Here is a 25,769-nt window from a genome sequence, read left to right on the forward strand (position 1 = left end):
TTCTTACTTTACGGCGGTAAATCAGAACCCTAATATGCGCCGGTATTTTCACTTAATTTAATAAATTACAGATACGAAGATATTCCTTTCCGTTTAGTTAATCGATCCTTTCGATTTTGTTAAATCGGCTCGAGTCGCGGTTGATCGCCATTCTGCGATTAATCGGTATCTCGCCGAGGGGGATCGCTCGTCTGTTCCAAGTGAGGTGCCCTTGTCGGGCGGGCCTTGCGGGGTGTGTTTTTGCCGCCGATTTTGTGTGCATGCAAATTCGCGCAATGAATTCGTATTGCTGCGGATTATTGAATTGCCGTTTGCAATGGAATTGATTCCATTGTGCGGTTGCAAAAAAACATGGGTGGGGTAAATCGTGCCGATCGGTATTCGCCGATCCGGTAAAAAACTCGGAGTGCGTCGCATAACGAATGCATTCCTGGTGCGGAGCGCCGGCGCAAATGATCCTTTGCGACCGGCGGTATTTATCGTTCTGTTCGAGAGGCAATAATGACGACACGGAAGTCCTTGAAAGACGGTTTCGCGCTATTCGGAACGACACTGAGCGTGCCGCTCGCCGCAGCCGCGGCCGCGGCGCTGCTCGTCACGGGGTGCGGCGGCGACGACGGGCCGAGCCCGGCTGCTTCGGCCGCCGCCGCGGCCGCGACGTCGGCCGGCGCCAGCACGTCGGCCAACACCAACGCAACGGCCGCGGCGGCCGACCAGCCGTACGTCGACAACGACGTGTACGGCACCGGGCCGAACGACGCGGTCACGGATTCCACGGAAGGGGCGGCCGTCGTCCACCGTTCGGTCACGATCGGCGGCAAGACCATCAAGTACACGGCCACCACGGGCCACCTGACGACGATCGACCCGGTCACGTCGGCGCCGAACGCGAAGATGTTCTACGTCGCGTACACGCAGGACAATCCGGACCCGTCGAAGCCGCGCCCGGTCACGTTCTTCTACAACGGCGGCCCCGGCTCGTCGTCGGTCTACCTGCTGCTCGGCTCGTACGGGCCGAAGCGCCTGCAGTCGTCGTTCCCGAACTTCACGCCGCCCGCGCCGTACAAGCTGCTCGACAACCCGGACAGCCTGCTCGACCGTACCGACCTCGTGTTCATCAACCCGGTCGGCACCGGTTATTCGACGGCGATCGCCCCGGCGAAGAACAAGGACTTCTGGGGCACCGACCAGGACGCCCGCTCGATCGATCGCTTCATCCAGCGCTACCTGACCAAGTATTCGCGCTGGAATTCGCCGAAATTTCTGTACGGCGAGTCGTACGGCACCGCGCGCAGCGCGGTCGTGTCGTGGGTGCTGCACGAGGACGGCATCGACCTGAACGGGATCACGCTGCAGTCGTCGATCCTCGACTACGCGAATGCGTTGTCCGCGCCGGGCACGTTCCCGACACTCGCGGCCGACGCGTTCTACTGGAAGAAGACGACGCTCAACCCGACGCCGACCGATCTCGACGCGTACATGGTCCAGGCCCGCAACTACGCGGACAACACGCTCGCGCCGCTCGCGCAGAAGCCGAACCCGCAGGACGGCGGCTTCGTGAACGTGCGGCTGAACCTGAACCTGCAGACCGCGCAGCAGATGGGCGCGTACATCGGCACGGACCCGACGTCGCTGATCCAGACGTTCGGCAACCCGGCCGCGCTCGGCAATGTGCCGTCGTCGGACGACAACCCGCCGTACACGTTCTTCCTGACGCTCGTGCCGGGCACGCAGATCGGCCAGTACGACGGTCGCGCGAACTTCACGGGCAAGGGCATCGCGCCGTACATCCTGCCGAACTCGGGCAGCAACGATCCGTCGATCACGAACGTCGGCGGCGCGTACACGGTGCTGTGGAACAGCTACATCAACACCGACCTCAAGTACACGTCGACGTCGTCGTTCGTGGACCTGAACGACCAGGTCTTCAACAACTGGGACTTCAGCCACACCGACCCGACCGGCGCGAACAAGGGCGGCGGCAACACGCTGTACACGGCCGGCGACCTGGCGTCGACGATGAGCGTGAACCCGGATCTGAAGGTGCTGTCGGCGAACGGCTATTTCGACGCCGTCACGCCGTTCCACCAGACGGAGCTGACGCTCGCGCAGATGCCGCTCGACCCGACGCTCAAGGCGCAGAACCTGACGATCAAGAACTACCCGTCGGGCCACATGATCTACCTGAACGACGCGTCGCGGACCGCACTGAAGGGCGATCTCGCCAACTTCTACGACGGGATCCTCGCGAACCGCACCGCCCTGCAGCGGGTGCTGAAGCTGCAGGCGCGCACGCAGCAGCTCAAGCAGCAGAAACTGCAGCAGCAGGGGCAGTAAGCGCGGCGGGCGGCTCGAGCCGCCCCGGACGGACGACAGCCCGATCGGCGCAGGCCGGTCGGGCTGTTTTTATCGGCAGCGGAGGGCGCCGCGCGTCGGATGCGCTGGCCGGGAAAGGGCGCAGCCGCGGGTGAAGGGCGGGATCGGCGCCCGCCTACGCGAGCACGAGCCTTACGCCGACCGCGACGAGCGTCGCGGCGAGCAGGTTACGCAGCAGCCGCTCGGGTGCGCGCGCCGACAGCAGGCTGCCGAGCACGATGCCCGGCAACGAGCCGAGCAGCAGCGACAGCAGCATCGACCAGTCGACCGAGCCGAGCAGCCAGTGGCCCATGCCGGCGACCAGCGTGAGCGGCACCGCGTGCGCGATGTCGGACCCGACGATGCGGGTCGTCGCGAGCATCGGATACAGCAGCAGGAGCACGGTGACGCCGATCGCGCCGGCACCGACCGACGTCATCGACACGAGCACGCCGAGCACGGCGCCCGTCAGCACGGTCGACCACAGCGTGCGCGCGGGGTTCGGCGCGAGCGGGTTGCGCGCGGCGAACGCGGTGAGCTGCGGCCGGAAGATCAGTGCGAGCGACGTGAGCAGCAGCGCGACGCCGAGCACGAGCTGGATCATCCGCGCGGTGCCCGGCGTGTTCATCCCGTGCGTGTGCAGCCACCACAGCGTGATGGCCGCGGCCGGCACGCTGCCTGTCGCGAGCCGGCCCGTGATGCGCCAGTCGATCGAACCCTTCAGGCCGTGGACGAGCGTGCCGGTGGCCTTGGTCGCCGCCGCATAGAGCAGGTCGGTGCCGACCGCCGTCGCGGGGTGGACGCCGAACAGCAGCACGAGGATCGGCGTCATCAACGAACCACCGCCGACGCCGGTCAGGCCGACGAGGATGCCGACGAACAGGCCGGACAACGAGTACAGCAGATCGATATGGGGAAGCGACATCGGAAGGAGGCGGTTATGCGGCGTTCGGCGGTAGCGGCGCGTGGGTCAAAGTCCGCCATTGTCGCAAATGTGGCGGGTCGGTGTACGACTGCGTTAAAAATCGGCCGGGAAGGCGCGGGCGGCAGGCGGCGGTGAAACGGGCGTTTGAACGGGGCAGGGCCAACGTGATGGCCGGTGCCGGCCAGCCACGACAGGACGGGCGGTGCGCGGCACCCGGAAGAAGAAAAAGGGCGCGACGGTGCGCGCCCCAGGTTCGATGCAAACGGCCGGATTCGTCCGCCGCCTGCGGCTCGTCGGCGTCAGTGCATCGCGGGGCCGGCGCCTTCGACGGCGTCCTGCCGCCGGATGCGCAGCGCGAGCCCGATCAGCGCGGCGGCGGCAGCGAATGCCGCGCCGAACGCGAAAGCCGCATGGTAGCCGCCGTTCAGTGCGTCGAGCGGCGCGGCGTTCGCGGCCGCGAGCACGTCGGTGCGGGCGGCCGCGAGGCTCGCGAGCACGGCGAGGCCGAGCGCGCCGCCCATCATGAACGCGGTGTTGACGATCCCCGACGCGAGCCCGGAATCGGCCGGATCGACGTCGCTCATCGCGGCGAGCAGCATCGGGTTGAACGCGACGCCCGCGCCGATGCCGAGCAGCGTCATGCCGGGCAGCACGTGCCAGGCGAAGCCGCCGTCCACCGGCGCGCGCGAAAACAGGGCGAGGCCGCAGGCCGCGATCAGCAGGCCGGCCGCGATCGGGCCGCGGATCCCGAAGCGCATCACGATGCGCGCGGACAGCCCGAGCGAGAACGCGGCCATGATCAGGTTCGCCGGCAGGAACGCGAGACCGACCTGCAGCGGCCCGTAGCCGAGCACACGCTGCATGTACAGCGCGGACAGGAAGAACCACGCGAACATCGCGGCCGCCCACAGCACGCCGATCACGTTCGCGAGCGCGACGTTGCGCGCGGCGAACAGCGTGAGCGGCATCAGCGGATGCGCGGCGCGCGCCTCGATCGCGATGAACAGGGCGAGCAGCGCGACGGCCGCGCCGATCAGCACGACGGTCTGCGTCGACAGCCAGCCGGCTTCGTTGCCGCCGACGATCCCGTAGACCGCCAGCATCAGCGACGCGGTCACGGTGACCGCGCCCGCGACGTCGAGCCGTGCGGTGCCGGCCGGCGCGCGCAGGCGCGGCAGCAGCGCGACGCACATCGCATAGACGGCGATGCCGATCGGCAGGTTGACGAGGAAGATCCAGTGCCACGACAGCGAGCTCGTCAGCAGCCCGCCGAGCAGCACGCCGATGCTGCCGCCGCCCGCGCAGACGAAGCCGTACACGCCCATCGCGCGGGCGCGTTCGCCGGGCTCGGTGAAGAGATTCATGATCAGCGACAGCGACACGGCCGACACCACCGCGCCGCCGAGCCCCTGCACCGCGCGCGCGGCGATCAGCATCGTCTGCGACTGGGCGAGGCCGCATGCGAGCGACGCGAGCGTGAAGACGACGAGGCCGGCGAGGAACATGCGCCGCTGGCCATACAGGTCGCCGAGCCGGCCGCCGAGCAGCAGGCAGCCGCCGAACGTCAGCAGGTACGCGTTGACGACCCACACGAGGGCCGTCTCAGTGAAATGGAGGTCGGTGCTGATCGATGGCAGCGCAACGTTCACGATCGTGCTGTCGAGCACGATCATCAGCACGCCGAGGCAGAGGACGATCAGCGCGTACCAGCGCTTTTCGCCGTGGATCCCGTGGGTCATGGGCTTGCAGCCTTCTGATAGTTATTTGAAAGGATGCATTGTAGGCCCCCTCGGCGCGGGCTTCCTGCCGGTTTGTGGCAGGAGCGATGCGTAGTCGCGCGTCCGGGCGGGCCGCGCGTGACGGATGCGACGGGCGTTACGCGCGCGCCGGCAGTTCGCAGCCGTCGGGGCCGCATGCGGCCGCGTCGCTGCCGTCGAGTTCGACGATGCCGTCGCGCCATGCCTGGTCGAGCGCCTGCGCGAACGCGTCGGCCGGCTGCGCGCCCGACACCGCGTAACGGCCGCCGAACACGAACAGCGGCACGCCGCGCCCGCCGATCTGCGCGGCGCGGGCGATGTCGGCTTCGACTTCGTCGCGGTACAGGTCGCTGCGCAGCACGTCTTCGACGGCCGCGCGCTCGAGCCCCGCTTCGACCGCGAATTCGGTCAGCTCGGCGTGATCGAACAGCGAACCGTGCTCGCAGAAATACGCGCGGTACAGCCGCTCGGTCAGCGCGTGCGCGCGGCCTGTCGCTTCCGCGAGCTTCACGAGCCGGTGGCCGTCGAGCGTGTCGCCGACGAGCGTGCCGGGCAGGTCGTAACGCAGCCCGACGCTCGCGGCCGCCTCGGTCACCTGGCGCAGCATCTGGTCGACCTGCGCGGGCGACATCCGGTACTTGCCGGCGAGCATCGCCTCGACCGGCTCGACCGGCTGGCCCGGCATCAGCCGGTATGCGCGCAGCGCGACGTCGACGCGCTCGGCGTGCGCGAACGCGGCGAGCGCCTCGTCGAAGCGGCGCTTGCCGATCCAGCACCACGGGCAGATCAGGTCGGACCAGATTTCGACGGTCAGGGTCGGGCGGGCAATCGGGGCGGGAGCGGTCGTCATGGGCGATTCCGGGCAGCAAAAAAATGTAACCGGGACTATATCACTTTGTGCTTCGACGCTTCGTCCAGGCCGGGCGGGCGCGTGAAACGGGCGCCCGCCGCATCACGAAGCATAGACACGGAAGCGGCGCACCGATAGCGATGGCCGATACGGGCCGCCGCCGCGCGTTCCGACGAACAGGCGTTTCGTCGTTCCGGCGAACCAGCCCGCCGCGTTTCCCTTACGCGTCGCCCTGCGTTTCCTTCAGGTGCTTGAGGTGTTTGTAGACCGTCGCGCGGCCCATCCCGAGCACATTCGCGACGTAGTTCGCCGCGCTCTTGCCGCGGAACGCGCCCTCCGCGTACAGCGCTTCGACGAGCTCGCGCCGGTGCTCGCGCGTGAGCCCGTTCAGCCCGACCTGCCGCTCGCGCAGCCAGCCGTGCAGGAACGTGTTGATGCGCTCCTGCCAGTCGTCGCGGAACAGCTCGTCCGGCTGCGCGACCACGCCCGCACCCTTGATGAACAGGTCGAGCGTCGCGCGCACCTCGTCGAACACCGCGATGTTGAAGTTGATGCACATCATCCCGGCCGGGTGGCCTTCGTCGTCGAACAGCACGTTGCTCACGCAGCGCATCCGCCGGCCGTCCCAGTTCAGCTTCTCGTACGGGCCGATCACGCGCTCGCGTGCGGAATGATCGATTTCCTCCAGCGCGGAATCGTCGCCGACCTCGCGCTTCGACAGGTTGTTCGCGAGATACAGCACGGTCTGGTCGTGCAGATCGTGGATCACGACTTCCGCGTACGGGAAGAACAGCGCGGCGATACCGTCGGCGATCGGCGCATAACGGGTGAGCAGCAGGTCTTTGACGGGGGATTTCTTCTTGCGCATCGGTGTCGCCATCTCGGGTGGGCGGGGGCCGGGCGGCCCATCGGGCCGGCGAGGCGGCGTGCCGGTGGCCGGCATGCCCGTGCGCCCGCGCGCGGCCGCCGCGGCGGTTGCGCCATTGTATCGGCCCCGCGCTCGCGTGCCGCTCATGCGCGCGTCAGGTGCGCGTACAGCGCGTGCGCGATCGCGATGTCCTCGAGCCCGAGGCCGATCGAGCGGAAGAATGCGTGACGCGCGTACGACGGTGCCGGACAGGTGCCGGCGACGAGCGCGGGCAGGTCGCCGGCGATCCGCGCGGCTTCCCAGCCGTGCTCGGCCGTCGCGATCTGCATTTCGCCGGCGCTCGCGGGCGTCGTGTGCCGGTAGTCGCAGTACACGTCCATGTCGGGCAGCCAGGCGGGCGGGATCTCGTGCGCGCGCGCGACGTTCGTGCTGATCGACGTGACGAGCGCGGGGCGCGTGAGCATCCCGTCGCCGAGCACGGGCGTGCCCGACGACGTGCACAGCATCACGACGTCCGCGTCGCGCACGCAGGCTTCGACGCTCGCCGCGGCGCGTGCGCGCGGGTCGAGCTGCGCAAGCGCCGCCTGCTGCGACGCGTCGCCGGCGAGCGCGGGCGAGTACACGCGGATCGTCTCCCAGTCGCGCAATCCCGCGGTGTGCCGCAGGTGCGCGAGGCCGACCGCGCCCGCGCCGACGATCGCGAGATGGCGCGCGTTGCCCGGCGCGAGACAATCGACCGCGAGCGCGGTCGTGCCGGCCGTGCGCTCGACCGTCAGCAGGCCCGCGTCGCACCACATCAGCGGCTGGCCCGTGCGCATCGACATCAGCGCGGTCCACGCGGTGACGATGGGCTTGCCGCCCGTCACGACATACGGCGACAGCTTCGCGCCGAACACCTGCGCATCGGCGAGCGCGCCCAGATACGTGATGAAGTCGCCGGCCTGCTCGGGAAACAGTGTGAGCGTTTGCGGCGGCTGCACCGCGCGCGTCGCGGCGAGCGACGCGAACATGCTGCGCAGCGTGCCGAGCACGTCGAGCGACGGCAGGGCCGCGCGCACCGCGGCTTCGTCGACGGTCAGCGGCAGGGTCGGGGCGGTTTGCGTCATGGGGACATCTCCGGTCGGGGCCGGACTGGACTGTCTCGATCGACGTGTCCGGCAGTGTTCGTGATGGACGAAAAGTCTAATATAGACAAACGAAATCGGGAGAATTTTTCTTTTCGAGACTGTGTGTCATCGCGAGATTCGGGAAAAACATCGATAAATCAAGGGTGTTTTCGATGTCGGGCGAATTTCAGATGACGCGTATCGGGGCACGATTTTCGTATCCCCTATAGTCTATCGTAGACTTTGAGTCTATATTTCGCGTGCAGGACACGACCCGCCGCCGCGTGGCGACCGCCTGCTTCGAATGCCGATCCGGCGCCCGGCCGCGGCCGTCGTGTACCGATCTTCATCGCCTCAATCCAGAACGGAAGGACCGTCATGAACTGGAAGCTCTCCCTCTGCGCCGCTGCGGCGCTCGCCTGCGCGGCCGTCACGGCCCACGCGGAACAGACCACGTTGCGCTTCGGGATCGAAGCCGCCTATCCGCCGTTCGAGAGCAAGACGCCGGCCGGTCAGCTGCAGGGTTTCGACGTCGACATCGGCAACGCGGTGTGCGCGAAGCTGAACATGAAGTGCGTGTGGGTCGAGAATTCGTTCGACGGCCTGATTCCGGCGCTGCAGGCGCGCAAGTTCGATGCGATCAATTCGGCGATGAACATCACCGCGAAGCGCAAGCAGAGCATCGACTTCACGCCGGCGATCTACGTGGTGCCGATCGTGATGGTCGCGAAGCACGGCTCGCCGCTGCGGCCCGACGTCGCGAGCCTGCGCGGCAAGCACGTCGGCGTGCTGCAGGGCTCGTCGCAGGAGGATTTCCTGAAGGCGCACTGGGCCAACGCGGGCGTGGCCGTCGTGTCGTACCAGGATCAGGACCAGATCTACGCCGATCTCGTCGCGGGTCGTCTCGACGCGGCCGTGCAGGAAGCGCAGACCGCGCAGGACGGTTTCCTCGACAAGCCGGCCGGCCGCGACTACCAGATCGTCGGCGAGCCGCTGAAGGATCCGGCGACGCTCGGCGAAGGCACGGGCTTCGGGATGCGCAAGAACGACAAGGCGCTGCAGGCGAAGATCGTCGGCGCGCTCGACGCGCTGAAGAAGGACGGCACGCTCGGCGCGCTGTCGCAGAAGTACTTCAAGCGCGACATCGTCGCGAAGTAATGACCGCCGCGCGCCGGCCGCCGGGCCGGTGCGTGCCGCATCGAATCTCGACGCAGTACGGGGAACCATGGATTTCGACGTCATCGTTCTGGGGGCCGGCATCGTCGGCGTGTCGTCGGCGCTGCATCTGCAGGATCGCGGGTTGCGCGTCGCGCTCGTCGACCGGCGTGCGCCCGGCGAGGAAACGAGCCACGGCAATGCGGGGCTGATCGAACGCTCGTCGGTCGTGCCGTACGCGTTTCCGCGCCGGCTCGGTACTTTGCTGCGCTATGCGCGCAACCGCTCGGTCGATCTCTACTGGGACTACCGCGCGCTGCCCGCGTATGCGGGCTGGCTTGCGCGCTTCTGGCGCGAATCGTCGCCGCAGCGGCTCGCGGCCGCCGCGCGCGACCTGCTGCCGCTCGTCGCGGCGAGCGTCGTCGAGCACGACGCGCTGCTCGCGCGTACCGATGCGCAGCCGCTCGTGCACGACGGCGGGTGGATCGAGGCGTTCCGTTCGCCCGCGCTGTTCGATGCGGAAACGCGCGTGCAGCAGCGCGTGGCCGACGCGCACGGGCTGCGGATGACGGTGCTCGACGCACGTGCGTTGCGCGCGGCGGAGCCCGGCGTCAGCGACGCGTTCTGCGGCGCATTCCACTGGCAGGACCCAAAGACCGTGTCGAGCCCGGGCGGGCTGACCAAGGCCTACGCCCGGTTGTTCGAGCGCGACGGCGGCACGTTCGTGCTCGGCGATGCCAAGACGCTCGCGCAGGTGGAGGACGGCTGGCAGGTCGGTACCGAACACGGGCCGATCTCGGCGCGCTCGGCGGTGGTTGCGCTCGGGCCGTGGTCCGATCACGTGTTCGCGCCGCTCGGCTACCGGATTCCGCTGCGCGCGAAGCGCGGCTACCACATGCACTACCGGCCGACGCGCGCGCCGTTGAACGTGCCGGTGTGTGATACCGAGGAAGGTTTCGTCGTCGCGCCGATGGAAGGCGGCCGCCTGCGGCTCACGACCGGCGTCGAGATCGCGCTGCGCGGCGCACCGCCAACCGGCGTGCAGCTCGCGCGTGCGGAGCCGCTGGCGCGCGACGCGTTCGGCATCGGCGAGCGGCTCGATCCCGAGCCGTGGCTCGGGATGCGGCCGTGCACGCCCGACATGCGCCCGGTGATCGGGCCCGCGCCGCGCCATCGCCACCTGTGGTTCGCGTTCGGCCATTGTCACCACGGGCTCACGCTCGGCCCCGCGACCGGGCGCCTGCTCGCCGAAATGATGACGGGCGCGCCGACCTATATCGATCCCCATCCGTACCGGCCCGCACGCTTCGGCTGATCCGGCGGCGCGCGCAGCCTCGCGCGCGCCGGTTGCGACGCGGCCTTTACAATGTTTCATTCTGCTATCCGGATTACCGGAAATCGCGCAATCGGAAATGATCTGCGTAATCGGCAAGAAAGATGATCGCCAAATAAAGAAAATCAGCAAATCGGCGATTTATCAATGCATTTTCATTTTGCTGAAATGTGTAATCGGCAGCTGCTCGTGACGGTCTGATGCACCACCCTGGCGGCGCGCTCCGGTGTTACGCGGAATGTACCGGAACACGTTACCACGGGGCTCGCAAACGTTACGTTACATCCGTGCTCCGACGCCCTTTTTCATCAGATGATTGCGATGCCGGGGTCATGCTTTTCGTCTGAAATCGATTAAAAAAGCGTTATTGATCGCTAATAGACAGACGAATCAATCCGGTTTTTCGAATTGGCACACTTCGTGCAATCCGTCCCCATGCTTTATCAACGTTGTGCCAACCGAGATGGGGAAAAACAAAGATGGGACAAAATCTGAAATTGACGGGTGCAGCGCTGTCGGTCGCGACGGTGTTCGGGGTGCTGGCTTCGGGTTCCGCGGTGGCGGGGCCCCTTGATGGGCTGCCGATCCCGCAAGTGATCGTCAACCCGCCGACGAACAGCGTCTCGGTCGGGCTGGTCGCGACGGGGACGTCGCCGCTGGGTTCGGTCACCGTGGCGGCGGGCGGGGCAGGCGCGATCCAGACGTCCCTTGGCGACCCCGGCCAGGCACTGTCGGGCGCCGTGGGGGCGGTGACGGGTGCGCTGAGCGGCGGCAACCCGGCCGGCGCGTTGACCGGTGCGCTGAATACGGCGACGGGGGCGCTGGGCAATGTCGGTGGTGGCGCGAATCCGCTGGCGCCGGTTCAAGGTGTCGTCAATCAAGTGACGGGTGCACTCGGCGGTGGCAACCCGGCTGGTGCGTTGACGGGGGCACTCGGCACGGTGACCGGTGCGCTCGGCAACGTCGGTGGCGGCGCGAATCCGCTGGCGCCGGTTCAAGGTGTCGTCAATCAAGTAACGGGCGCGCTTGGCGGTGGCAACCCGGCTGGTGCATTGACGGGTGCACTCGGTACGGTGACCGGTGCGCTCGGCAACGTCGGCGGCGGGTCGAATCCGCTGGCGCCGGTTCAAGGTGTCGTCAATCAAGTAACGGGCGCGCTCGGCGGTGGCAATCCCGCTGGTGCGTTGACGGGGGCACTCGGCACGGTGACGGGCGCGCTGGGCAACGTCGGCGGCGGGTCCAATCCGCTGGCGCCGGTTCAAGGCGTCGTCAATCAAGTAACGGGCGCACTCGGCGGTGGCAACCCGGCTGGTGCGCTGACCGGCGCACTCGGCACGGTGACGGGCGCACTGGGCAGTATCGGCGGCGGCTCGTACCCGCTGGGGGCGGTTCAAGGCGTCGTCAATCAAGTCACGACTGCGCTCAATAACGGCAACCCAGCCAGCGCATTGACGGGTGCGCTCGGTACCGTGGCGGGTGAGCTCGGTGCTGGCAATCCGGCCGGCACGGTAACCGGTGCAATCGGCAACGTGACGGGGGCGCTCGGCGCATTGGGCGCTATCGGCGGCGGCAATCCCGCGGGTGCGCTGACCGGCGCACTGAACACGGCGACCGGGACGCTAAGCAACGCACTCGGTACCGCAACGGGTGCGCTCGGCAGCGGCAACCCGGCAGGCGCACTGACCGGCGCACTCGGTACGGTGACGGGCGCACTGGGCGGCATCGGTGGCGGCTCGAACCCGCTGGCCCCGGTGCAAGGTGTCGTGAACCAGGTCACGGGCGCGCTCGGCAGCGGCAACCCGGCAGGCGCGCTGACCGGCGCACTCGGCACAGTGACGGGCGCACTGGGCGGCATCGGCGGCGGTTCGAACCCGCTGGCCCCGATCCAGAACGTCGTCGACCAGGTTACCGGTACGCTCGGCAGCGGCAACCCGGCCGGCACGCTCAGCAACGCGGTCAACACGATCACGGGCACGCTCGGCAACGTCGGCGGCGCGGGCAGCCCGCTGGCGCCGGTGCAAGGTGTCGTCACGCAGCTCGCGGGCACGCTCGGCGACTCGAATCCGCTGGCGCCGGTGCAAGGCGTCGTGAACCAGGTCGTCGGCACGCTGTCCGGCGCCGGTGGCGGCAGCCCGATCGCGCCGATCACGAACCTCGTCAACGGCCTGCAGAACGCGCTGCCGACGGGCGGCAACGCGGCTGGTGCGCTGACCGGTGCACTCGGCTCGGTGACGGGCGCACTCGGCAGTCTCGGCAACCTCGGTGGCTCGAATCCGCTGGCCCCGGTGCAGGGTGTCGTGAACCGGGTCGTCGGCACGCTGGGCAACAGCAATGCGGTCGGCACGGCCACGAACGCACTGGGTAACGCGGTCGGCTCCGTCGTGGGCGCACTCGGCAACCTCGGCGGCACGAACCCGCTGGCGCCGGTGCAGGGCGTCGTGAACCAGGTGGTCGGCACGCTCGGCAACCTCGGCGGGTCGAACCCGCTGGCGCCGGTGCAAGGCGTCGTGAACCAGGTCGTCGGCACGTTGTCCGGCGCGGCGGGCAACAACCCGATCGCACCGATCACGAACCTCGTGAGCGGCCTGACGGGCGGCAGCAACCCGGCCGGCGCACTGACCGGTGCGCTCGGTTCGGTGACGGGCGCACTCGCGAACGGTCCGGTGGCCCTCGGGCAGGCGGCCGGCGCGCTGTCGGGCGCGGCCGGTTCGACGGCAGCGGCGGGCGGCAGCCTGCTTGGCTCGGGCGCGAACGCGGCCGGCGGCACGGCGGGGGCGGTTGGCTCGCTGCTGACGACGGGCGGCAACGCGACGGCGACGGTCGTCAACGCGGTCGGCACGACGGTGGGCACGGCGCTCGGCTCCGCGCCGGGCCTGTCGGTCACGCCGCATTCGGGCAACAGCGCGCCGGGCAACCCGCTCGCACCGGTGTCGTCGCTGCTCCAGTCGCTGACGGGCGCACTGCCGAGGTAAACGGCCGGACACGCACGGCGGCGCGAGATCGGCCGCCGTGCGCAACGGGTCGCGCAACGCGGCATGACAGGGATGTCATGCCGCGTTGTCCTTTTTGGGGCGCGCTTTCTTTCGTCGTATGAACGGCCGCGGCCGGCGTTCGTCGGCCGACGCGGAATAATCGGCCTCCTTCGTCCGTTTACATACCGAATCCCGGCAGCACCGGCCGGCGGGATAATGGTCGCGACGAAGCCGATCGTCCCGGCCGGTGCCGCCGTGTCGCGATGCCGTGCCAAGGAGAAAGGACATGAAACGGATACTCGTTGCCGCCGCGCTGACGGCGGCTATCGTGCGGCCGGCCGCCGCGGAACCGCCCCGTGCCGGCGACGGCAAACTGGTCGACGAAGATCGCATGACGCTGTACGTGTTCGATCGCGACGCGCCCGGCAAGAGCGCGTGCGACAGCGCGTGCGCGGCCAACTGGCCGCCCGCGCTCGCCGACGCGTACGACAAGGCCGTGGGTGCACTGAGTCTCGTCGCGCGCGACGACGGCCGCAAGCAATGGGCGTATCGCGGGCGCCCGCTGTATCGCTGGAAGCAGGATCGCAAGCCCGGCGACGCGGGCGGCGACGGGATCGGCGGCATGTGGCACGTTGCGCGCCCGTGACCGCATGGCGGTGCGCGAGGCATCCTGATGAGCTATGAATCGGATCTGCTGGTATGGCTGCCGCATCTCACGCGCTATGCGCGCGCGCTGACGGGCGACCGCGCCTGGGCGGACGATCTCGTGCAGGACACGCTCGAGCGTGCGCTGAACCGCCCGCCGCGCGATGGCGGCAACCTGCGCGCGTGGCTGCTGACGCTGCTGCGGCACCGCTTCATCGACCAGTTGCGCGCGCGGCACGAGATCGCGGTCGACGATGCGACGGCGCCGTGGCAAACGATGGCCGCGCCGGCCGGCGAGATCGGCGGGCTGGTGCTGCGCGACGTGCAGCGCGCGCTGTACCGGCTGCCGGTCGAGCAGCGCGAGGTGTTGCTGCTGGTCGCGCTCGAAGAGTTGAGTTATCGCGACGCCGCACAGGTGCTCGGGGTCCCGGTGGGAACGGTGATGTCGCGCCTCGCACGGGCGCGCGGGCAGATGCGCGCGATGCTGTCGGACGAGCCGTCGGCGCACGGCACGCCCGCGTTACGGGTGATCGGGAAGACATGATGGACGAACCGCGCAAACCTTCGAACGACGAGCGGGACGACGATGCGTCGGCGCAACTGCTGTCCGCGTTGCTGGACGGCGAGCTGTCCGGGCGCGAGCGAAACGAGATGCTCGAGCGGGTGCAGGCCGATCCGGAGGAGGCCGAACGATTCGCGCATTATCGGGCGCAGCGCGACGCACTGCAGGCGCTGTTTCCGCTGCCGGGTGCCGCGCCCGCGCTGTTCGTGCAGCGCCGCGCGCCGCGTCGGCGCGGGATCGCCCATGCGCTCGCGGGGCTCGCGGCCGGGCTGCTGATCGGCATCGCGCTGCACGCGGGCTGGGTCGCGCTCGACAGCGAACCGGCGTTCGCCGCGCGCGCGGATGTCGCGTACGCGACGTACGTGGCCGATCGCGAACATCCGGTCGAAGTCGGAGCGGGCGACCCGGAACGCCTCGCCGGGTGGCTGTCCGCGCGTCTCGGGCGGCCCGTGCGCGCGCCGTCGCTCGACGAATACGGCTACGCGCTGCTCGGCGGCCGGCTGCTCCCGGGCGACGCGGGGCCGGCCGCGCAACTCATGTACCAGCGCGCGGACGGCGAGCGCGTGACGCTGTACATGACGGCCTACGACGCACGGCGCGTCGCGCCGCGGGCGATGTCGGCCGGCGACCGCTACACGTATTTCTGGTCGGATCGCGGGATGGGCTACGCGTTGTCCGGCCAGGGCGATGAACGGCGCCTGCGCGAACTCGCGATCGAAGCGTGCGGTGCGCTCGGCGGCCAGACCGACGCGTGGAAGGGGTGATGCGCGCGGCGCCGGTACGGAGCACGAGATGAAGATGACGATGACGAAGGGGCTCGTGCTGATCCCGTTGCTGGCGGCACTCGCCGCGGGCACCGCGCTTGCCCGGGCGGAGGGCGACGTACCCGTGCGCGTGCCCGTCGACGCCGACGGCGTGCAGCGGGTCGCGATCGTCGGCGGCAGCTATTTCTTCCGACCGAACCACGTGATCGTGCGGGCGCACGTGCCGGTCGAGCTGACCGTGTCGGCCGAGCCCGGCCTGGTGCCGCACAGCTTCGAAATCGATGCGCCGCAGGCCGGCATCGCGGTGCACACGGCACTCGGCACGACGCCGAAGACGTTTCGCTTCACGCCGGCGCAGCCGGGCCGGTTCGCCTACTATTGCACGCATCGGCTGCTGTTTTTCAGCAGCCATCGCGAGCGCGGGATGGAAGGCGTGCTCGATGTCGAGGCGGCGCCGTGATCGCCGCGTTGCTGGCCGCGAGCCTGATAGGAGCGAGCATGACCGCCGACCCCGTGACCGTCGCGCAGGCGCATTTCGACCACGTCCGCTCGTACCGCGCGACGATCCGCTCGTCCGCGCGCAGCGGCGAACATACGGAATTCCGCTACGCATACCTGAAACCGGGCTTCGTCCGGATGGATTTCGTGTCGCCGCATCACGGCGCGGTGCTCGCGTACGATCCCGGCGACGGCAAGGTGCGGCTGCGCCCGTTCGGCGCGCATGCGCCGCCCGCGCTGACGCTGTCGCCGTCCAATCCGCTCGTGCGCGACCGCAGCGGCCACCGGGTCGACCGGTCCGACGTCGGCGAACTGTTGCGCAACGTTCATGCGCTGCAGGAGGGCGGCTCGACGGTGACCGAAGGCGAGGAGGCCGTCGGCGGCCGGACCGCGCTGCGCGTGTCGGTTACGGGCGCGCCCGCGCATGCGGTCGACGGCGTGCATCGCTACCGGCTGTGGCTGGATACGGAGGACGGCTTTCCGCTGAAGGTCGTCAGCTTCGCGGACGATGGCGACGTGCCGCTCGAAACCGTGACGCTCGACGACGTCGAGATCGACGTCGCGTTTCCCGAACGCTTCTTCGCGCCCTGAGCGGTGCGCTGACTCATGCCCCTGACGGGCATGCCGGAGGCTGCATGGCGGAATACCGGTTCTCGACGACCTGGCGCGTGGACGCGCCGCTCGCGGCGGTGTGGGATGCGATCTACCAGGTCGACCGCTGGCCCGACTGGTGGAAGGGCGCCGTACGCACCGTCGAGATCGAGCCGGGCGACGTGCGCGGCGTCGGCGCGCTGCACCGGTACACGTGGAAGGGCGCGCTGCCGTACCGGCTGACCTTCGACATGCGCGTGCGACGCGTCGAGCCGCGTCATGCGCTCGAAGGCCGCGCGAGCGGCGCGATCGAGGGCGACGGATGCTGGTCGTTCGCCGCCGACGGCGCACGCACGATCGTGCGCTACGACTGGCATATCCGCACGCACGTGCGCTGGATGAACCGGCTGGAGCCGCTGGGTCGGCCGCTGTTCCGATGGAATCACGACGTCGTGATGCGCGAAGGCGCGAAGGGGCTCGCGTGGCTGCTGGGCGCGGCCGTCGAGACGGACGGCCGGACTTTCCGGCCGTTGCCGGATGCGGGTTGCGCCGATGCCTGAATGCGCGTGAACGTGTGTAAAAGCGCCGAACGCCGAACGCCGAACGCCAAACGCCAAACGCCAAACGCCAAACGCCAAACGCCAAACGCCAAACGCCAAACGCCAAACGCCAAACGCCAAACGCCAAACGCCAAACGCCAAACGCCAAACGCCAAACGCCAAACGCCAACCGCCAACCGCCAACCGCCAACCGCCAACCGCTCAGCGCGCGTACGCCATCACCGCGCCATCCACCACCAGGGCGACACGTTCGCCCACGGCCGGACACCGGTGTCCCGGCACGCGTGCGCGCACGAGCACGTCAGGATCGGCATCGAGGCGCACGACCACGTCGGCATCCTGGCCCGCGAACCGCGCGGCTTCGACGCGCGCCGTATGGCCGCGCGCGGCATCGGCCTGCGTGACCGGCACGATGCCGATCTGCTCGGGGCGCAGCATCGCGTCGGCCGGCCCGTCGGGCAGCGGCGCGACGAGCGGCAGTTCGCCGAGCGCGCAGGCGATGCGCATGCTGCGCACGCGGCCGGCGAGCAGCACGGCCTGCCCGACGAACGACGCGACGTCGCGCGTGACCGGCTGCCGGTACAGCGTCTGGGGCGCAGCCGTTTGTACGAGGCGGCCGTGCCACATCACCGCCACTTCGTCGCCGAGCGTCATCGCCTCGGGCTGGTCGTGCGTGACGAGCACCGATGTCGCGCCCGCCGCGGCGAGCGCATCCGCGACCGCGCTGCGCGTTTCGTGGCGCAGCGACGTGTCGAGCGCGGAGAACGGTTCGTCGAGGATCACGAGCGACGGCTCCGGCGCGAGCGCGCGGGCGAGCGCGACGCGCTGCTGCTGGCCGCCCGACAGTTGCTGCGGCGCGCGGCTCGCATACGATGCGGGCAGCCCGACCATCTCGAGCAGTTCGTCGACGCGATGATGGCGCCGCCGCGCCGCGCGCGGCAGCCCGAACGCGATGTTGTCGGCCACCGACAGATGCGGAAACAGCGCGCCTTCCTGCGGCACGTAGCCGATCCGGCGCGCCTCGGGCGGCAGGTGCAGGTCGGGTGCGGCCACGCGGCGCCCGTCGATTTCGACGGTGCCGCGCTCGGCGCGCTCGAAGCCGCACAGCACGCGCAGCAGGGTCGTCTTGCCGCTGCCGGACGGGCCGAGCAGCGCGAGGCGCGAACCGCGCCGCACCGTGAGGTCGATGTCGTGCAGGACGGTATGCGATCCGAACGATTTGGACAGGCCGTGGATGCGTAGTTCGCTCATGGGCGGTTCCGGGGAAAAAGGGCGGCGCTCAATCGCGCACCGACGCGCGGCCGAGCAGCAGGAACAGCAGTCCCGATGCGCCGAGCGACAGCGCGACGAGCAGCGCCGCATAGGGCGCCGCGGCGGCGAACGCGAGCGTCGCCGTATCGCTCCACACCTGCGTCGCGAGCGTGCGCGTGCCGATGGGCGACAGCAGCAGCGTCGCGTTGAGTTCCGTCACGACCGAGATGAACACCATCGTCGCGGCCGCGCCGAGGCCCGGTGCCGCGAGCGGCAGCACGATGCGCGTGAGCGTCGCGCGCCAGCCGAGGCCGAGCGAGCGCGCGGTTTCCTCGAGCCGGACCTGCACGTGCGACAGCGCGGCGCGCACGCTGACGACCGCGAGCGGCAGGAACAGGATCGCGTACGCGGCGACGAGCGCCGGTGCGCTCTGGTAGAGCGGCTGCAGCAGCCGCACCGTGATCGACACGATCGCCAGCGCGACGACGATGCCCGGCACGCCCTGCACGGTCATCGCCGTGCGCTCGAGGACGGTGGCGACGCGGCCCGGATAACGGACCAGCAGGAACGCGAGCGGCAGCGCGAGCAGCGTCGTGACGGCCGCCGCCGTCAGGCCGTAGCCGGACGACGCGAGCGTGGCCTGCCACAGCAGCTCGGGCGACACGTCGGCCGGCGTGACGGCGGCCGCGCCCTGTTGCGTGAGCCAGTAGCCGATCATCGCGAGCGGCACGCCGAGCGTCGCGGCGGCGAGCGCGGCGAACGCGACGGTGACGGGGCCGCGCAGGTTGCCGAGCGGATAACGCATCGCGACGCGGCGTGCGGCGCGGTGCGTATGACCGTAGCGCGCATGGCCGCGTGCGCGCGCCTCGATCGCGAGGCACAGCAGGCACAGCGCGATCAGCACGCAGCCGAGCAGCGATGCGCCGCCGCCGTCGAACGCGGTGCGGTATTCCGCATAGATCTCGGTCGTGAACGTGCGAAAGCGCAGCAACTGGAATGCGCCGAACTCGGACAGCACGCCGAGCGCGACGAGCAGCATCCCGCCGCACAGCGCGGGGCGCAACTGCGGCAGCACGACGCGGAAGAAGGTATGCCACGGCGAGCAGCCGAGCGTGCGCGCGCTTTCCTCCAGCGCGGGGTCGAGCTCGCGCAGCGCGGCGGCCACCGGCAGGTAGACGAGCGGGAAATACGCGGAGGTCAGCACGATCAGCGCGCCGAGGAAATCCTGCAGGTCGAGGCTCAGCGACACCCACGCATAGCTCGTGATGAACGGCGGCACCGCGAGCGGCGCGGCCGCCAGCGCGGTCCACAGCGGCCGGGCCGGCAGGTCGGTGCGCTCGATGAACCACGCGAGCGCCGTGCCGAGCAGCGTGCATGCGAGGGTCGCGGCGAGCGTGATCGACAGCGTGTTGACGAGCAACTCGCCGACGAGCGGGCGCCACAGCAGCTCGATCGCATCGTCGACGCCGAAGGTGGCCGCGCGGTACAGCGTGAAGCCGAGCGGCAACAGGATCGCGAGCGGCCCGCACGCGGCCGCGGCGACGAGCGCGCGCGACGGGCGCCGCCGGGTCGCGGTGCGCTCGCCGTCGCGCGCGGTGCGCGCCGTGCGGGACACGGCGTCGCTCATGCTCAGAGGAGGCCGGCCTGACGCAGCAGCTTGCCGGCCTGGCTGTCGTCGCCGAGCTGTTCGAACGTCAGCGCCGGCGGGCTCAGTTCGTTGAACGGTTTCAGGATCGGATCGGGGGCGACGCCCGGATGCAGCGGATACTCGAAGCTGACATGGCCGCCCGCCATCAGCTTCTGCGCACGCTCGCTGACGAGATACGCGACGAACTTCTGCGCTTCCGGCTGGTGCTTCGACGCTTTCAGCACCGCGGCGCCGGACACGTTGACGGCACCGCCGACGTCGCCGTGGCCGAAGTGGTGGATCGCGCTGCGCGTCGACTTGTCGCCGAGTTCGGCGTGCAGGCGGTCCCAGTAGTAGTTGTTGACGATGCCGGTCAGCACGCCGCCGCGGTTGACGGCCGCCGTCACGCCTTCGTCGTCGTCGAAGATCTGCGCGTTGGCCTTCAGGCCCTTCAGCCATTGCAGCGTCGCGGCCTCGCCGTGCAGCGCGAGCACCGCGCTCACGAGCGGCAGGAAGTCCGCGTCGCTCGGCGCGACGCCGACCTTGCCCTTCCATTCGGGCTTCGCGAGATCGAGCAGCGACGCGGGCAGCTGCTGCGGCTGGATTTTCGCGGTGTTGTAGACGAGCACGTTCTCGCGCGCGAGCACGCCGACCCAGTTGCCGTCGGCCGGGTTGAAGCGCGCGGGCACCGATTGCAGCGTGGCGCCGTCGGTCTTCGCGAACAGGCCCTTGCGGTCGAGCAGCACGAGCTCCGGCGAGTTTTCGGTGAAGTACACGTCGGCCGGCGTGCGGTCGCCTTCCGCGACGATCTGCGCGGCGAGCGCGGGGCCCTCGCCCGAGCGCACCTTCACGGTGATGCCGCTCTGCGCTTCGAAGTCCTTGACGAGCTGGTTCACGACTTGCTCGTGTTGCGCGTTGTACAGCGTGAGCGTCGCGGCATGCGTGCCGGTGGCGTGCAGTGCGCCGGTCAGCATCAGCGCGGCGGCCGTCGCGGAAATCAGGTGCCGCAGCGGGCGGCTAACGGGTGAAGTGATCATGTCGTTTTCAGCAGGTTGCATCCGGCCGGGCCGGAAAGGTGTGCGTTGGCTTGCGTGGCGCGACGTCATGCGTCGAACAGCGCGGCGCCGATGTACGAACCGGGTTGCGCGCCCGGCGGGCACGCGAAGATCGCGCTGCCGACGTGCGTGGTGAACTGGTTCATGATGTCCAGCTTCGAGAGCTTCTCGTTGATCGGAATGAAGCCCTTGCGCGGGTCGCGCTGGTGCGCGACGAACATCAGCCCCGCGTCGTACTCGGTCTGCTGGCGCCATGGCGGCCAGCGTTCGATGTAGAAGCTCGTGCTGTCGTTGTACGAGTACGCGCGGCGCAGGATCTGCGCGCCGTTGTTGACCTGCGGCGATGCGAGGCGCGCGTGCGAGTTGTCCGGGATCACCGGGTTGCCGTCCTTGTCGGCCGCGTCGAGGTCGAGCGCCTCGAACTCGTCCTTCTGGCCGAGCGGCGCGCCGCTGTATTTGTGGCGGCCGACCACCTGTTCCTGGAAGCCGAGTTCCGTGTTGTCCCAGTGTTCGAGCGTGATGCGGATCCGGCGCACGACCGTGTAGGTGCCGCCGATCATCCATGCCGGACCTTCGCTGCCGGCCCACACGAATTCGTTCATCGCGGCCGGATCGGACATCGGCGGATTCATCGTGCCGTCCTTGAAGCCCATCAGGTTGCGCGGCGTCTCGCCGGGCTTGCCCGACGTGAAGCCGGCCTGGCCCCAGCGCATCTGCGTCGCTTTCGCGCCGAGCCGCACGAGCTGGCGCACGGCGTGGAACGCGACCTGCGCGTCGTCCGCGCATGCCTGGATGAACAGGTCGCCGCCGGTCTTCTCGGGCAGCAACTGGTCGCCGTTGAAACGCGGCAGGTCGACGAGCGCGGCGGGGCGTTGCTTCGCGAGGCCGTAGCGGTCCTTGCCCGCGAGCGCGAACAGGCCGGGCCCGAAGCCGAACGTGATGGTCAGGCGCGCGGGGCCGAGGCCGAGCGCGTCGCCCCCGTCGGCCGGCGCGACTTCGTCGCCGCCCGTCGCGGCGAGCGGTTGCGCGGTGTCGCCGCGCGTCATCCGCGCGGCGGCGTCGGTCCAGGTCTTCAGCAGCGCGATGACGTCCGCGCGCTGCGCCGTCGTCAGGTCGAGCGCCGCGAAATACGCGTGGCGCTGCTGCGGCGTCGCGATGCCGCTCTGGTGCTGGCCGTAGAACGGCTCGACGCCGTCGTGCGCGGGGGCCGGTGCGGCGGCGGGGGCATCCGCCGCCTTCGCGGCCGGCATCGACGCCGCCGCGAGGCCGGCGGCCACCGCCGCGCCGCCCGCCTTCAGGAAGCCGCGCCGTGCGGGGCGGGGCGGCTGGTTGTGATCGTCTGCCATGGTTCGTTCCGTTACTTCGCGAGCAACAGCGTGTTGACGTCGTCCGCGACGTAGTAGAAGCCGTCGCCCTCGGGCGTCATCGCGATGCCGAACAGGTTGCCGTTGCCGGGGGGCGACTGCGCCTTGTCGGTGTTGATCCAGCGCGCGTAGAGCTGCTTGCCGGCGACCGGGTCGATCTCGACGACCTGGCCGTTCTGCGCGTTGGTCGCGAGCAGGTGGCCGTTCGGTGCGGTCGCGAGCGCGAGCGGGCGGCGCAGGAAACCGTCGGCGGTGACCTGGCGGCCGACGCCCGCGCTGGTGTCGCGCGTGAGCGGGTCGTCGATTTCGACGATCCGGTTGCCGATCGCGTCCGACACGTACAGCTTCTTCTGGTCGCCGGACAACGCGAGGCCGGTCGGGCCGACCAGGAACACGCCCTTGTCGGCCTGCGCGCCGAGGCCGCTCGCGACGACCGTTTCCTGCTTGATGACGGGCGGCTTGCCCGCCGGTACGTCGAGATCGAGGCGCAGCACGGTCGCCTGCTTGTAGACGGGCGGGTTGCCGTCCGCGCGGCCGACGCCGAAGCCGGCCATGCTGACGAACAGCGTCGCGCTGTCGCCGCGGTCGACCACGGCCATGTTGCCCCACGGGTCGTTGATGTTCGGGGTCGACCACGTCGATGCGATCTTGCCCTGCGGATCGAGCACGATCAGGCAGCCGGCCCCCTTGGTGTTCGTCGTGCCGTCGTTGCTCGGCGTGCTGCCGACGATCACCCAGCCGGATTTGAGCATCGTCATCGCCGTCGACAGGCCGATGCCGCCCGGGCACGCCTTCAGGTCGCGCGGGATCGATGCGAACAGGCTCAGCTGCTTCGTCGACGGGCGGTAGTCGACGATCGTGCTGCCGGTACCTTGCAGGTTCGCCGCGTTGTTGAAGTTGTCGACGAGCACGTCGCCCGCCTGGATCGTGCCGGCCGACACCGGCGCGACCGCGATTGCGTACGGGTTCTGGTCGCCGTTGTCGGGCACCGTGTTGACGAGCGTGGTGTGGCGATGCAGCGTCTCGAGGAAACCTTGCGGCTCGGCGAGTGCGCCGGCGGCGGCCGTCAGTGCGGCGGCGGCCAGTGCGCCCGTCGCGAGGCGGCGAAGCGGGGCGGATTGAATCATGTGAATCTCCTGGAGGGCGCGCCGTCCGGGCGGCGCGCGAAAAACGGGTAGCGTGGGCGCGTCGCTCAGAACGTGATCGTCGTACGCGCGCCGAGCACGAACGTGTTGCGCAGCGGCTGCGTCGCGTCGCTCGGGTTTTGGCCGGCGCCCGCGTTGAACGTGTACTGCGCGTCGGCCTGGACGATCCACCACGGGTTCACCTGGTACTGGTAGGTCGCTTCGAGCGTCGTCTCGCGGGTGCGCACGCCGTACGGGCCGGTCGCGAACGTCCGCGCGGCCTGGTCGAGGTCGGTCACGTGGTTGCCGACCTGGATGTACGTGACGCCGAGGCCGACGCTGTCGTTGTCGCGGCCTTCGAACGGCGCCTTCAGCACGATTCCCGCATTGGCCGAGAAGCTCACCAGGTTGCGGTCGCCCGGCGCGCCCATCACGCGCGCGAACACGCCGAGGCTGCGCGGGCCGGTCGGGTCGGGGCGCCAGATCATCTGGTCGGCCACCGCGTAGAAGCTGTAGTCGCCGTGGCGCAGCTGCGCGTTTCCGTTCGACGCGGGATCGGAGAGCGACAGCCCGTCGGTGCCCACGTTCTGGTCCGCGAAGCGGCCGTTGTGATACCAGACGCCGATCTTGTAGGTGCCCGGCAGCCCGTTCGAGCGGCCGGTGTCCATTTCGCCGTCGGACGGCTGGTTCAGCGCGTACTGCAGCTCGCCGATATAGAGCGTGCCGTTGTGCAGGTTGAAGTTGGTGCCGCTGAGGTTGTTCGGGTTGTTGCCGAGCGGGTCGCCGTCGAACACGCCCGCGAGCGCGGTGAGCTTCGGCGTGATCTGCGCGCGCACGCGCACGCCGAGGCCCGCGAGCGGATACGCGGGGCCGCCGTTGGGCAGGTCGTACGACGGCAGTGCGGGCCAGCCGAACATCGTGTTGACGAACGTGTTCGCATACGTGCTGACCATGAATTCCTGGTCCAGGCTCTGCTGGCCGATCTTCACGTCGACGCGCTTGTCGAGGAACGACTGCTGGTACCACAGCTCCCACAGGCGCGTCGTGCCCTGCGCCTCGATGCCGCTCGCGGTGTTGAGCGTGCCGAGGTTCCGCGCGCTCAGGTTGGTGCCGTGGATCTGCAGCGCGCTGACGTTGAACGTGCCGCCGGCCAGGCCGATCGCCTTCTGCGTGTCGACCGTCAACGTGGCCGTCGTCAATCCGTCGTACGCGCCGCCGCGGTTCAGGCCGCCGCGCAGGTTCGCGAGGTATTCGCTGGTTTCGGTGATCTGCAGTGTCGCGCCGTACTTGCCGAGCCACGGGCGGATGCCGCCCATGTCGCCGAGCAGGCTCTGGCGCGTCCAGATGCCGGTCCACATGTTGGTCGGCTTCGCCTGGATCGAGAGGTCGGCCTCGGGTGCTTCGGGTTGTGCGTCGACGGGTACGTCGGCGAAAGCGGCGCCGCTCGCGAACGACGCGCATGCGAGGATGGCCGCGCAGGCGGCGGGGCGCATCCGGGCACGGATGCTGTCTCCCTGGAACGACGCAAACTTCATATCAAATCCCTGGTTCTAATTAGTGTGGAGTCCTGCTTGTCGATCGCTGTCCGGACGCTCGGCTCCGATTGGCCAGGGCACGAAGCGAAGCGCAACGCGGCGCATCGTAGGAGTGTCAAATGGGAAAGTCAATGTAAACGAGAATGATTCGCATTAAATTACCGAATGTAATCCAGGGGCTTACGGACAGGGCGTTTGGCGTGTTTAGTGCAGAGGTAAACCGTAAATATCGGCGTAATGAAAATGAATGCTTGGATGCGAAGCGATGGATCCGCGGGGTGGGGCACGGGAGGCATCCGGCTGGGTTCCGGCGATTAATGTCGAGGCTCGTTCAGATTCGGACGGCCCGTGTTGTCGAAGCAAGGCTTCCGGACGAGGCACGCTTCCGTCGTTGAGTCGATGGTTCGCATGATTTTGAATGGCCGGTTATCGCAGGCCGGTGACGGTGATCGCCGAAGGCCGCAAATGCCTCCCTCTTTCTGGATGTGACAATCGTTCAAATCTTGCCGTGTGCGGACGCGTACCATCGTCAATGCTCTGTTACCGGAGCACTTCCCCTCGGATTTGACGCCAAGCTCACGCTTGGCTTTTTTCTGATCGAGGTTTTTTGCGGGGCAGGATGTTTTCGGACGGCATCCGGTCACGACCGATCTCTGGATAACGTTTGTTCAACGACGGCTCGAGGTCTGGTTGAATTTTCAAACCGACACGTCGACGTTGGAAGGGCCCCAGGAAATTCCCGGTTTCCGACGCGCGCCCCATGCAACGTTGGCAAATCGGCATTGAGGCGGTAATGGATATCCAGCGTCCATCTTCCGGGTCCGAGCTGCGCTGCGGAACGTTCACTGCTTTGGACTGCTGATCGGGGTTGC

At 69.0% G+C, this 25,769-nt stretch carries 22 protein-coding genes; 10 read left to right on the forward strand and 12 right to left on the reverse strand.

Translation table 11 applies throughout. From position 1 onward, the window contains the following. The first annotated feature begins 501 nt into the window (after positions 1-501). Positions 502-2,337 carry a S10 family peptidase gene (locus tag APZ15_RS07850; RefSeq protein ID WP_027788234.1) on the forward strand — a complete coding sequence of 612 codons (1,836 nt, stop codon included), beginning with the start codon at positions 502-504 and terminating at the stop codon, positions 2,335-2,337. Between the two features lie 154 nt (positions 2,338-2,491). On the opposite strand, the gene APZ15_RS07855 is transcribed toward APZ15_RS07850, so the two are convergent. From APZ15_RS07855 to APZ15_RS07875, 5 genes are all read right to left on the reverse strand, one after another. Then, entirely contained in the window at positions 2,492-3,280 is a 789-nt protein-coding gene (locus APZ15_RS07855) for a sulfite exporter TauE/SafE family protein (RefSeq protein WP_027788233.1), read from the reverse strand. Between the two features lie 299 nt (positions 3,281-3,579). Beyond that, a complete protein-coding gene (locus APZ15_RS07860) occupies positions 3,580-5,019 on the reverse strand; it encodes a DHA2 family efflux MFS transporter permease subunit (protein WP_027788232.1) in 1,440 nt (479 codons plus the stop codon). Between the two features lie 136 nt (positions 5,020-5,155). Then, positions 5,156-5,887 (reverse strand): DsbA family oxidoreductase, encoded by a 732-nt coding sequence (locus APZ15_RS07865; protein WP_027788231.1) that lies wholly within the window; start codon positions 5,885-5,887, stop codon positions 5,156-5,158. A gap of 220 nt (positions 5,888-6,107) precedes the next feature. Then, on the reverse strand, positions 6,108-6,902 hold the full coding sequence (locus APZ15_RS07870; RefSeq protein WP_027788230.1) for a helix-turn-helix transcriptional regulator: 795 nt from the start codon (positions 6,900-6,902) through the stop codon (positions 6,108-6,110). Further along, entirely contained in the window at positions 6,899-7,861 is a 963-nt protein-coding gene (locus APZ15_RS07875; RefSeq protein WP_027788229.1) for an ornithine cyclodeaminase family protein, read from the reverse strand. Before APZ15_RS07875 ends, APZ15_RS07870 begins: the two co-directional genes overlap by 4 nt. 378 nt (positions 7,862-8,239) lie before the next feature. On the opposite strand from APZ15_RS07875, the gene APZ15_RS07880 reads away from it, so the two are divergent. The 9 genes from APZ15_RS07880 to APZ15_RS07920 all read left to right on the forward strand — a co-directional run bounded on the left by APZ15_RS07880 (position 8,240) and on the right by APZ15_RS07920 (position 16,941). Beyond that, positions 8,240-9,019, forward strand: a complete 780-nt coding sequence (locus APZ15_RS07880; RefSeq protein WP_027788228.1) for an ABC transporter substrate-binding protein — start codon at positions 8,240-8,242, stop codon at positions 9,017-9,019. A 67-nt stretch (positions 9,020-9,086) separates the two neighbouring features. After that, positions 9,087-10,331, forward strand: a complete 1,245-nt coding sequence (locus tag APZ15_RS07885) for an NAD(P)/FAD-dependent oxidoreductase (RefSeq protein WP_027788227.1) — start codon at positions 9,087-9,089, stop codon at positions 10,329-10,331. A gap of 497 nt (positions 10,332-10,828) precedes the next feature. Next, positions 10,829-13,321: a beta strand repeat-containing protein gene (locus APZ15_RS07890; RefSeq protein WP_057056453.1), complete on the forward strand. Its 2,493-nt coding sequence runs from the start codon at positions 10,829-10,831 to the stop codon at positions 13,319-13,321. A gap of 286 nt (positions 13,322-13,607) precedes the next feature. Further along, positions 13,608-13,967, forward strand: a complete 360-nt coding sequence (locus APZ15_RS07895; RefSeq protein ID WP_027788225.1) for a COG4315 family predicted lipoprotein — start codon at positions 13,608-13,610, stop codon at positions 13,965-13,967. Positions 13,968-13,994: 27 nt separating this feature from the next. Beyond that, positions 13,995-14,510: a sigma-70 family RNA polymerase sigma factor gene (locus APZ15_RS07900; protein WP_027788224.1), complete on the forward strand. Its 516-nt coding sequence runs from the start codon at positions 13,995-13,997 to the stop codon at positions 14,508-14,510. Next, positions 14,507-15,292 (forward strand): anti-sigma factor family protein, encoded by a 786-nt coding sequence (locus tag APZ15_RS07905; protein WP_027788223.1) that lies wholly within the window; start codon positions 14,507-14,509, stop codon positions 15,290-15,292. Before APZ15_RS07900 ends, APZ15_RS07905 begins: the two co-directional genes overlap by 4 nt. Positions 15,293-15,332: 40 nt before the next feature. After that, the gene (locus APZ15_RS07910; protein WP_088611360.1) at positions 15,333-15,752 is read left to right on the forward strand and encodes a cupredoxin domain-containing protein; all 420 of its coding nucleotides are present in this window, start codon (positions 15,333-15,335) and stop codon (positions 15,750-15,752) included. Beyond that, positions 15,749-16,381, forward strand: coding sequence for a LolA family protein (locus APZ15_RS07915; RefSeq protein ID WP_027788221.1), 633 nt, complete (start codon positions 15,749-15,751; stop codon positions 16,379-16,381). Before APZ15_RS07910 ends, APZ15_RS07915 begins: the two co-directional genes overlap by 4 nt. 44 nt (positions 16,382-16,425) lie before the next feature. Beyond that, positions 16,426-16,941 (forward strand): SRPBCC family protein, encoded by a 516-nt coding sequence (locus APZ15_RS07920; RefSeq protein WP_027788220.1) that lies wholly within the window; start codon positions 16,426-16,428, stop codon positions 16,939-16,941. Between the two features lie 201 nt (positions 16,942-17,142). On the opposite strand, the gene APZ15_RS07925 is transcribed toward APZ15_RS07920, so the two are convergent. The 7 genes from APZ15_RS07925 to APZ15_RS40785 all read right to left on the reverse strand — a co-directional run bounded on the left by APZ15_RS07925 (position 17,143) and on the right by APZ15_RS40785 (position 25,743). Further along, positions 17,143-18,192 (reverse strand): ABC transporter ATP-binding protein, encoded by a 1,050-nt coding sequence (locus APZ15_RS07925; protein WP_027788219.1) that lies wholly within the window; start codon positions 18,190-18,192, stop codon positions 17,143-17,145. Between the two features lie 28 nt (positions 18,193-18,220). After that, complete coding sequence (locus APZ15_RS07930; RefSeq protein ID WP_027788218.1) at positions 18,221-19,819, reverse strand: ABC transporter permease; 1,599 nt, start codon at positions 19,817-19,819, stop codon at positions 18,221-18,223. A gap of 2 nt (positions 19,820-19,821) precedes the next feature. Continuing rightward, positions 19,822-20,856, reverse strand: a complete 1,035-nt coding sequence (locus APZ15_RS07935) for an iron ABC transporter substrate-binding protein (protein ID WP_027788217.1) — start codon at positions 20,854-20,856, stop codon at positions 19,822-19,824. A 65-nt stretch (positions 20,857-20,921) separates the two neighbouring features. Continuing rightward, positions 20,922-22,220: an iron uptake transporter deferrochelatase/peroxidase subunit gene (gene efeB / locus APZ15_RS07940; RefSeq protein ID WP_027788216.1), complete on the reverse strand. Its 1,299-nt coding sequence runs from the start codon at positions 22,218-22,220 to the stop codon at positions 20,922-20,924. An 11-nt stretch (positions 22,221-22,231) separates the two neighbouring features. After that, positions 22,232-23,365, reverse strand: a complete 1,134-nt coding sequence (locus APZ15_RS07945) for a hypothetical protein (RefSeq protein ID WP_027788215.1) — start codon at positions 23,363-23,365, stop codon at positions 22,232-22,234. A gap of 65 nt (positions 23,366-23,430) precedes the next feature. Beyond that, a complete protein-coding gene (locus APZ15_RS07950; RefSeq protein WP_027788214.1) occupies positions 23,431-24,897 on the reverse strand; it encodes a carbohydrate porin in 1,467 nt (488 codons plus the stop codon). A 576-nt stretch (positions 24,898-25,473) separates the two neighbouring features. Next, positions 25,474-25,743: a hypothetical protein gene (locus APZ15_RS40785; protein WP_138143310.1), complete on the reverse strand. Its 270-nt coding sequence runs from the start codon at positions 25,741-25,743 to the stop codon at positions 25,474-25,476. Positions 25,744-25,769: the final 26 nt, after the last annotated feature.

It is taken from the genome of Burkholderia cepacia ATCC 25416, assembly GCF_001411495.1.
Classification (GTDB): Bacteria; Pseudomonadota; Gammaproteobacteria; order Burkholderiales; family Burkholderiaceae; genus Burkholderia; species Burkholderia cepacia.

Coding starts and splice junctions, on each gene's coding strand:
- APZ15_RS07890 (WP_057056453.1), top strand. CDS start 10,829: ATGGGACAAAATCTGAAATTGACGGGTGCAGCGCTGTCGGTCGCGACG.
- APZ15_RS07900 (WP_027788224.1), top strand. CDS start 13,995: ATGAGCTATGAATCGGATCTGCTGGTATGGCTGCCGCATCTCACGCGC.
- APZ15_RS07950 (WP_027788214.1), bottom strand. CDS start 24,897: ATGAAGTTTGCGTCGTTCCAGGGAGACAGCATCCGTGCCCGGATGCGC.
- efeB (WP_027788216.1), bottom strand. CDS start 22,220: ATGGCAGACGATCACAACCAGCCGCCCCGCCCCGCACGGCGCGGCTTC.
- APZ15_RS07910 (WP_088611360.1), top strand. CDS start 15,333: ATGACGAAGGGGCTCGTGCTGATCCCGTTGCTGGCGGCACTCGCCGCG.
- APZ15_RS07920 (WP_027788220.1), top strand. CDS start 16,426: ATGGCGGAATACCGGTTCTCGACGACCTGGCGCGTGGACGCGCCGCTC.
- APZ15_RS07855 (WP_027788233.1), bottom strand. CDS start 3,280: ATGTCGCTTCCCCATATCGATCTGCTGTACTCGTTGTCCGGCCTGTTC.
- APZ15_RS07870 (WP_027788230.1), bottom strand. CDS start 6,902: ATGAGCGGCACGCGAGCGCGGGGCCGATACAATGGCGCAACCGCCGCG.
- APZ15_RS07860 (WP_027788232.1), bottom strand. CDS start 5,019: ATGACCCACGGGATCCACGGCGAAAAGCGCTGGTACGCGCTGATCGTC.
- APZ15_RS07875 (WP_027788229.1), bottom strand. CDS start 7,861: ATGACGCAAACCGCCCCGACCCTGCCGCTGACCGTCGACGAAGCCGCG.
- APZ15_RS07880 (WP_027788228.1), top strand. CDS start 8,240: ATGAACTGGAAGCTCTCCCTCTGCGCCGCTGCGGCGCTCGCCTGCGCG.
- APZ15_RS07925 (WP_027788219.1), bottom strand. CDS start 18,192: ATGAGCGAACTACGCATCCACGGCCTGTCCAAATCGTTCGGATCGCAT.
- APZ15_RS07945 (WP_027788215.1), bottom strand. CDS start 23,365: ATGATTCAATCCGCCCCGCTTCGCCGCCTCGCGACGGGCGCACTGGCC.
- APZ15_RS07895 (WP_027788225.1), top strand. CDS start 13,608: ATGAAACGGATACTCGTTGCCGCCGCGCTGACGGCGGCTATCGTGCGG.
- APZ15_RS07905 (WP_027788223.1), top strand. CDS start 14,507: ATGATGGACGAACCGCGCAAACCTTCGAACGACGAGCGGGACGACGAT.
- APZ15_RS07850 (WP_027788234.1), top strand. CDS start 502: ATGACGACACGGAAGTCCTTGAAAGACGGTTTCGCGCTATTCGGAACG.
- APZ15_RS07865 (WP_027788231.1), bottom strand. CDS start 5,887: ATGACGACCGCTCCCGCCCCGATTGCCCGCCCGACCCTGACCGTCGAA.
- APZ15_RS07930 (WP_027788218.1), bottom strand. CDS start 19,819: ATGAGCGACGCCGTGTCCCGCACGGCGCGCACCGCGCGCGACGGCGAG.
- APZ15_RS07935 (WP_027788217.1), bottom strand. CDS start 20,856: ATGATCACTTCACCCGTTAGCCGCCCGCTGCGGCACCTGATTTCCGCG.
- APZ15_RS07885 (WP_027788227.1), top strand. CDS start 9,087: ATGGATTTCGACGTCATCGTTCTGGGGGCCGGCATCGTCGGCGTGTCG.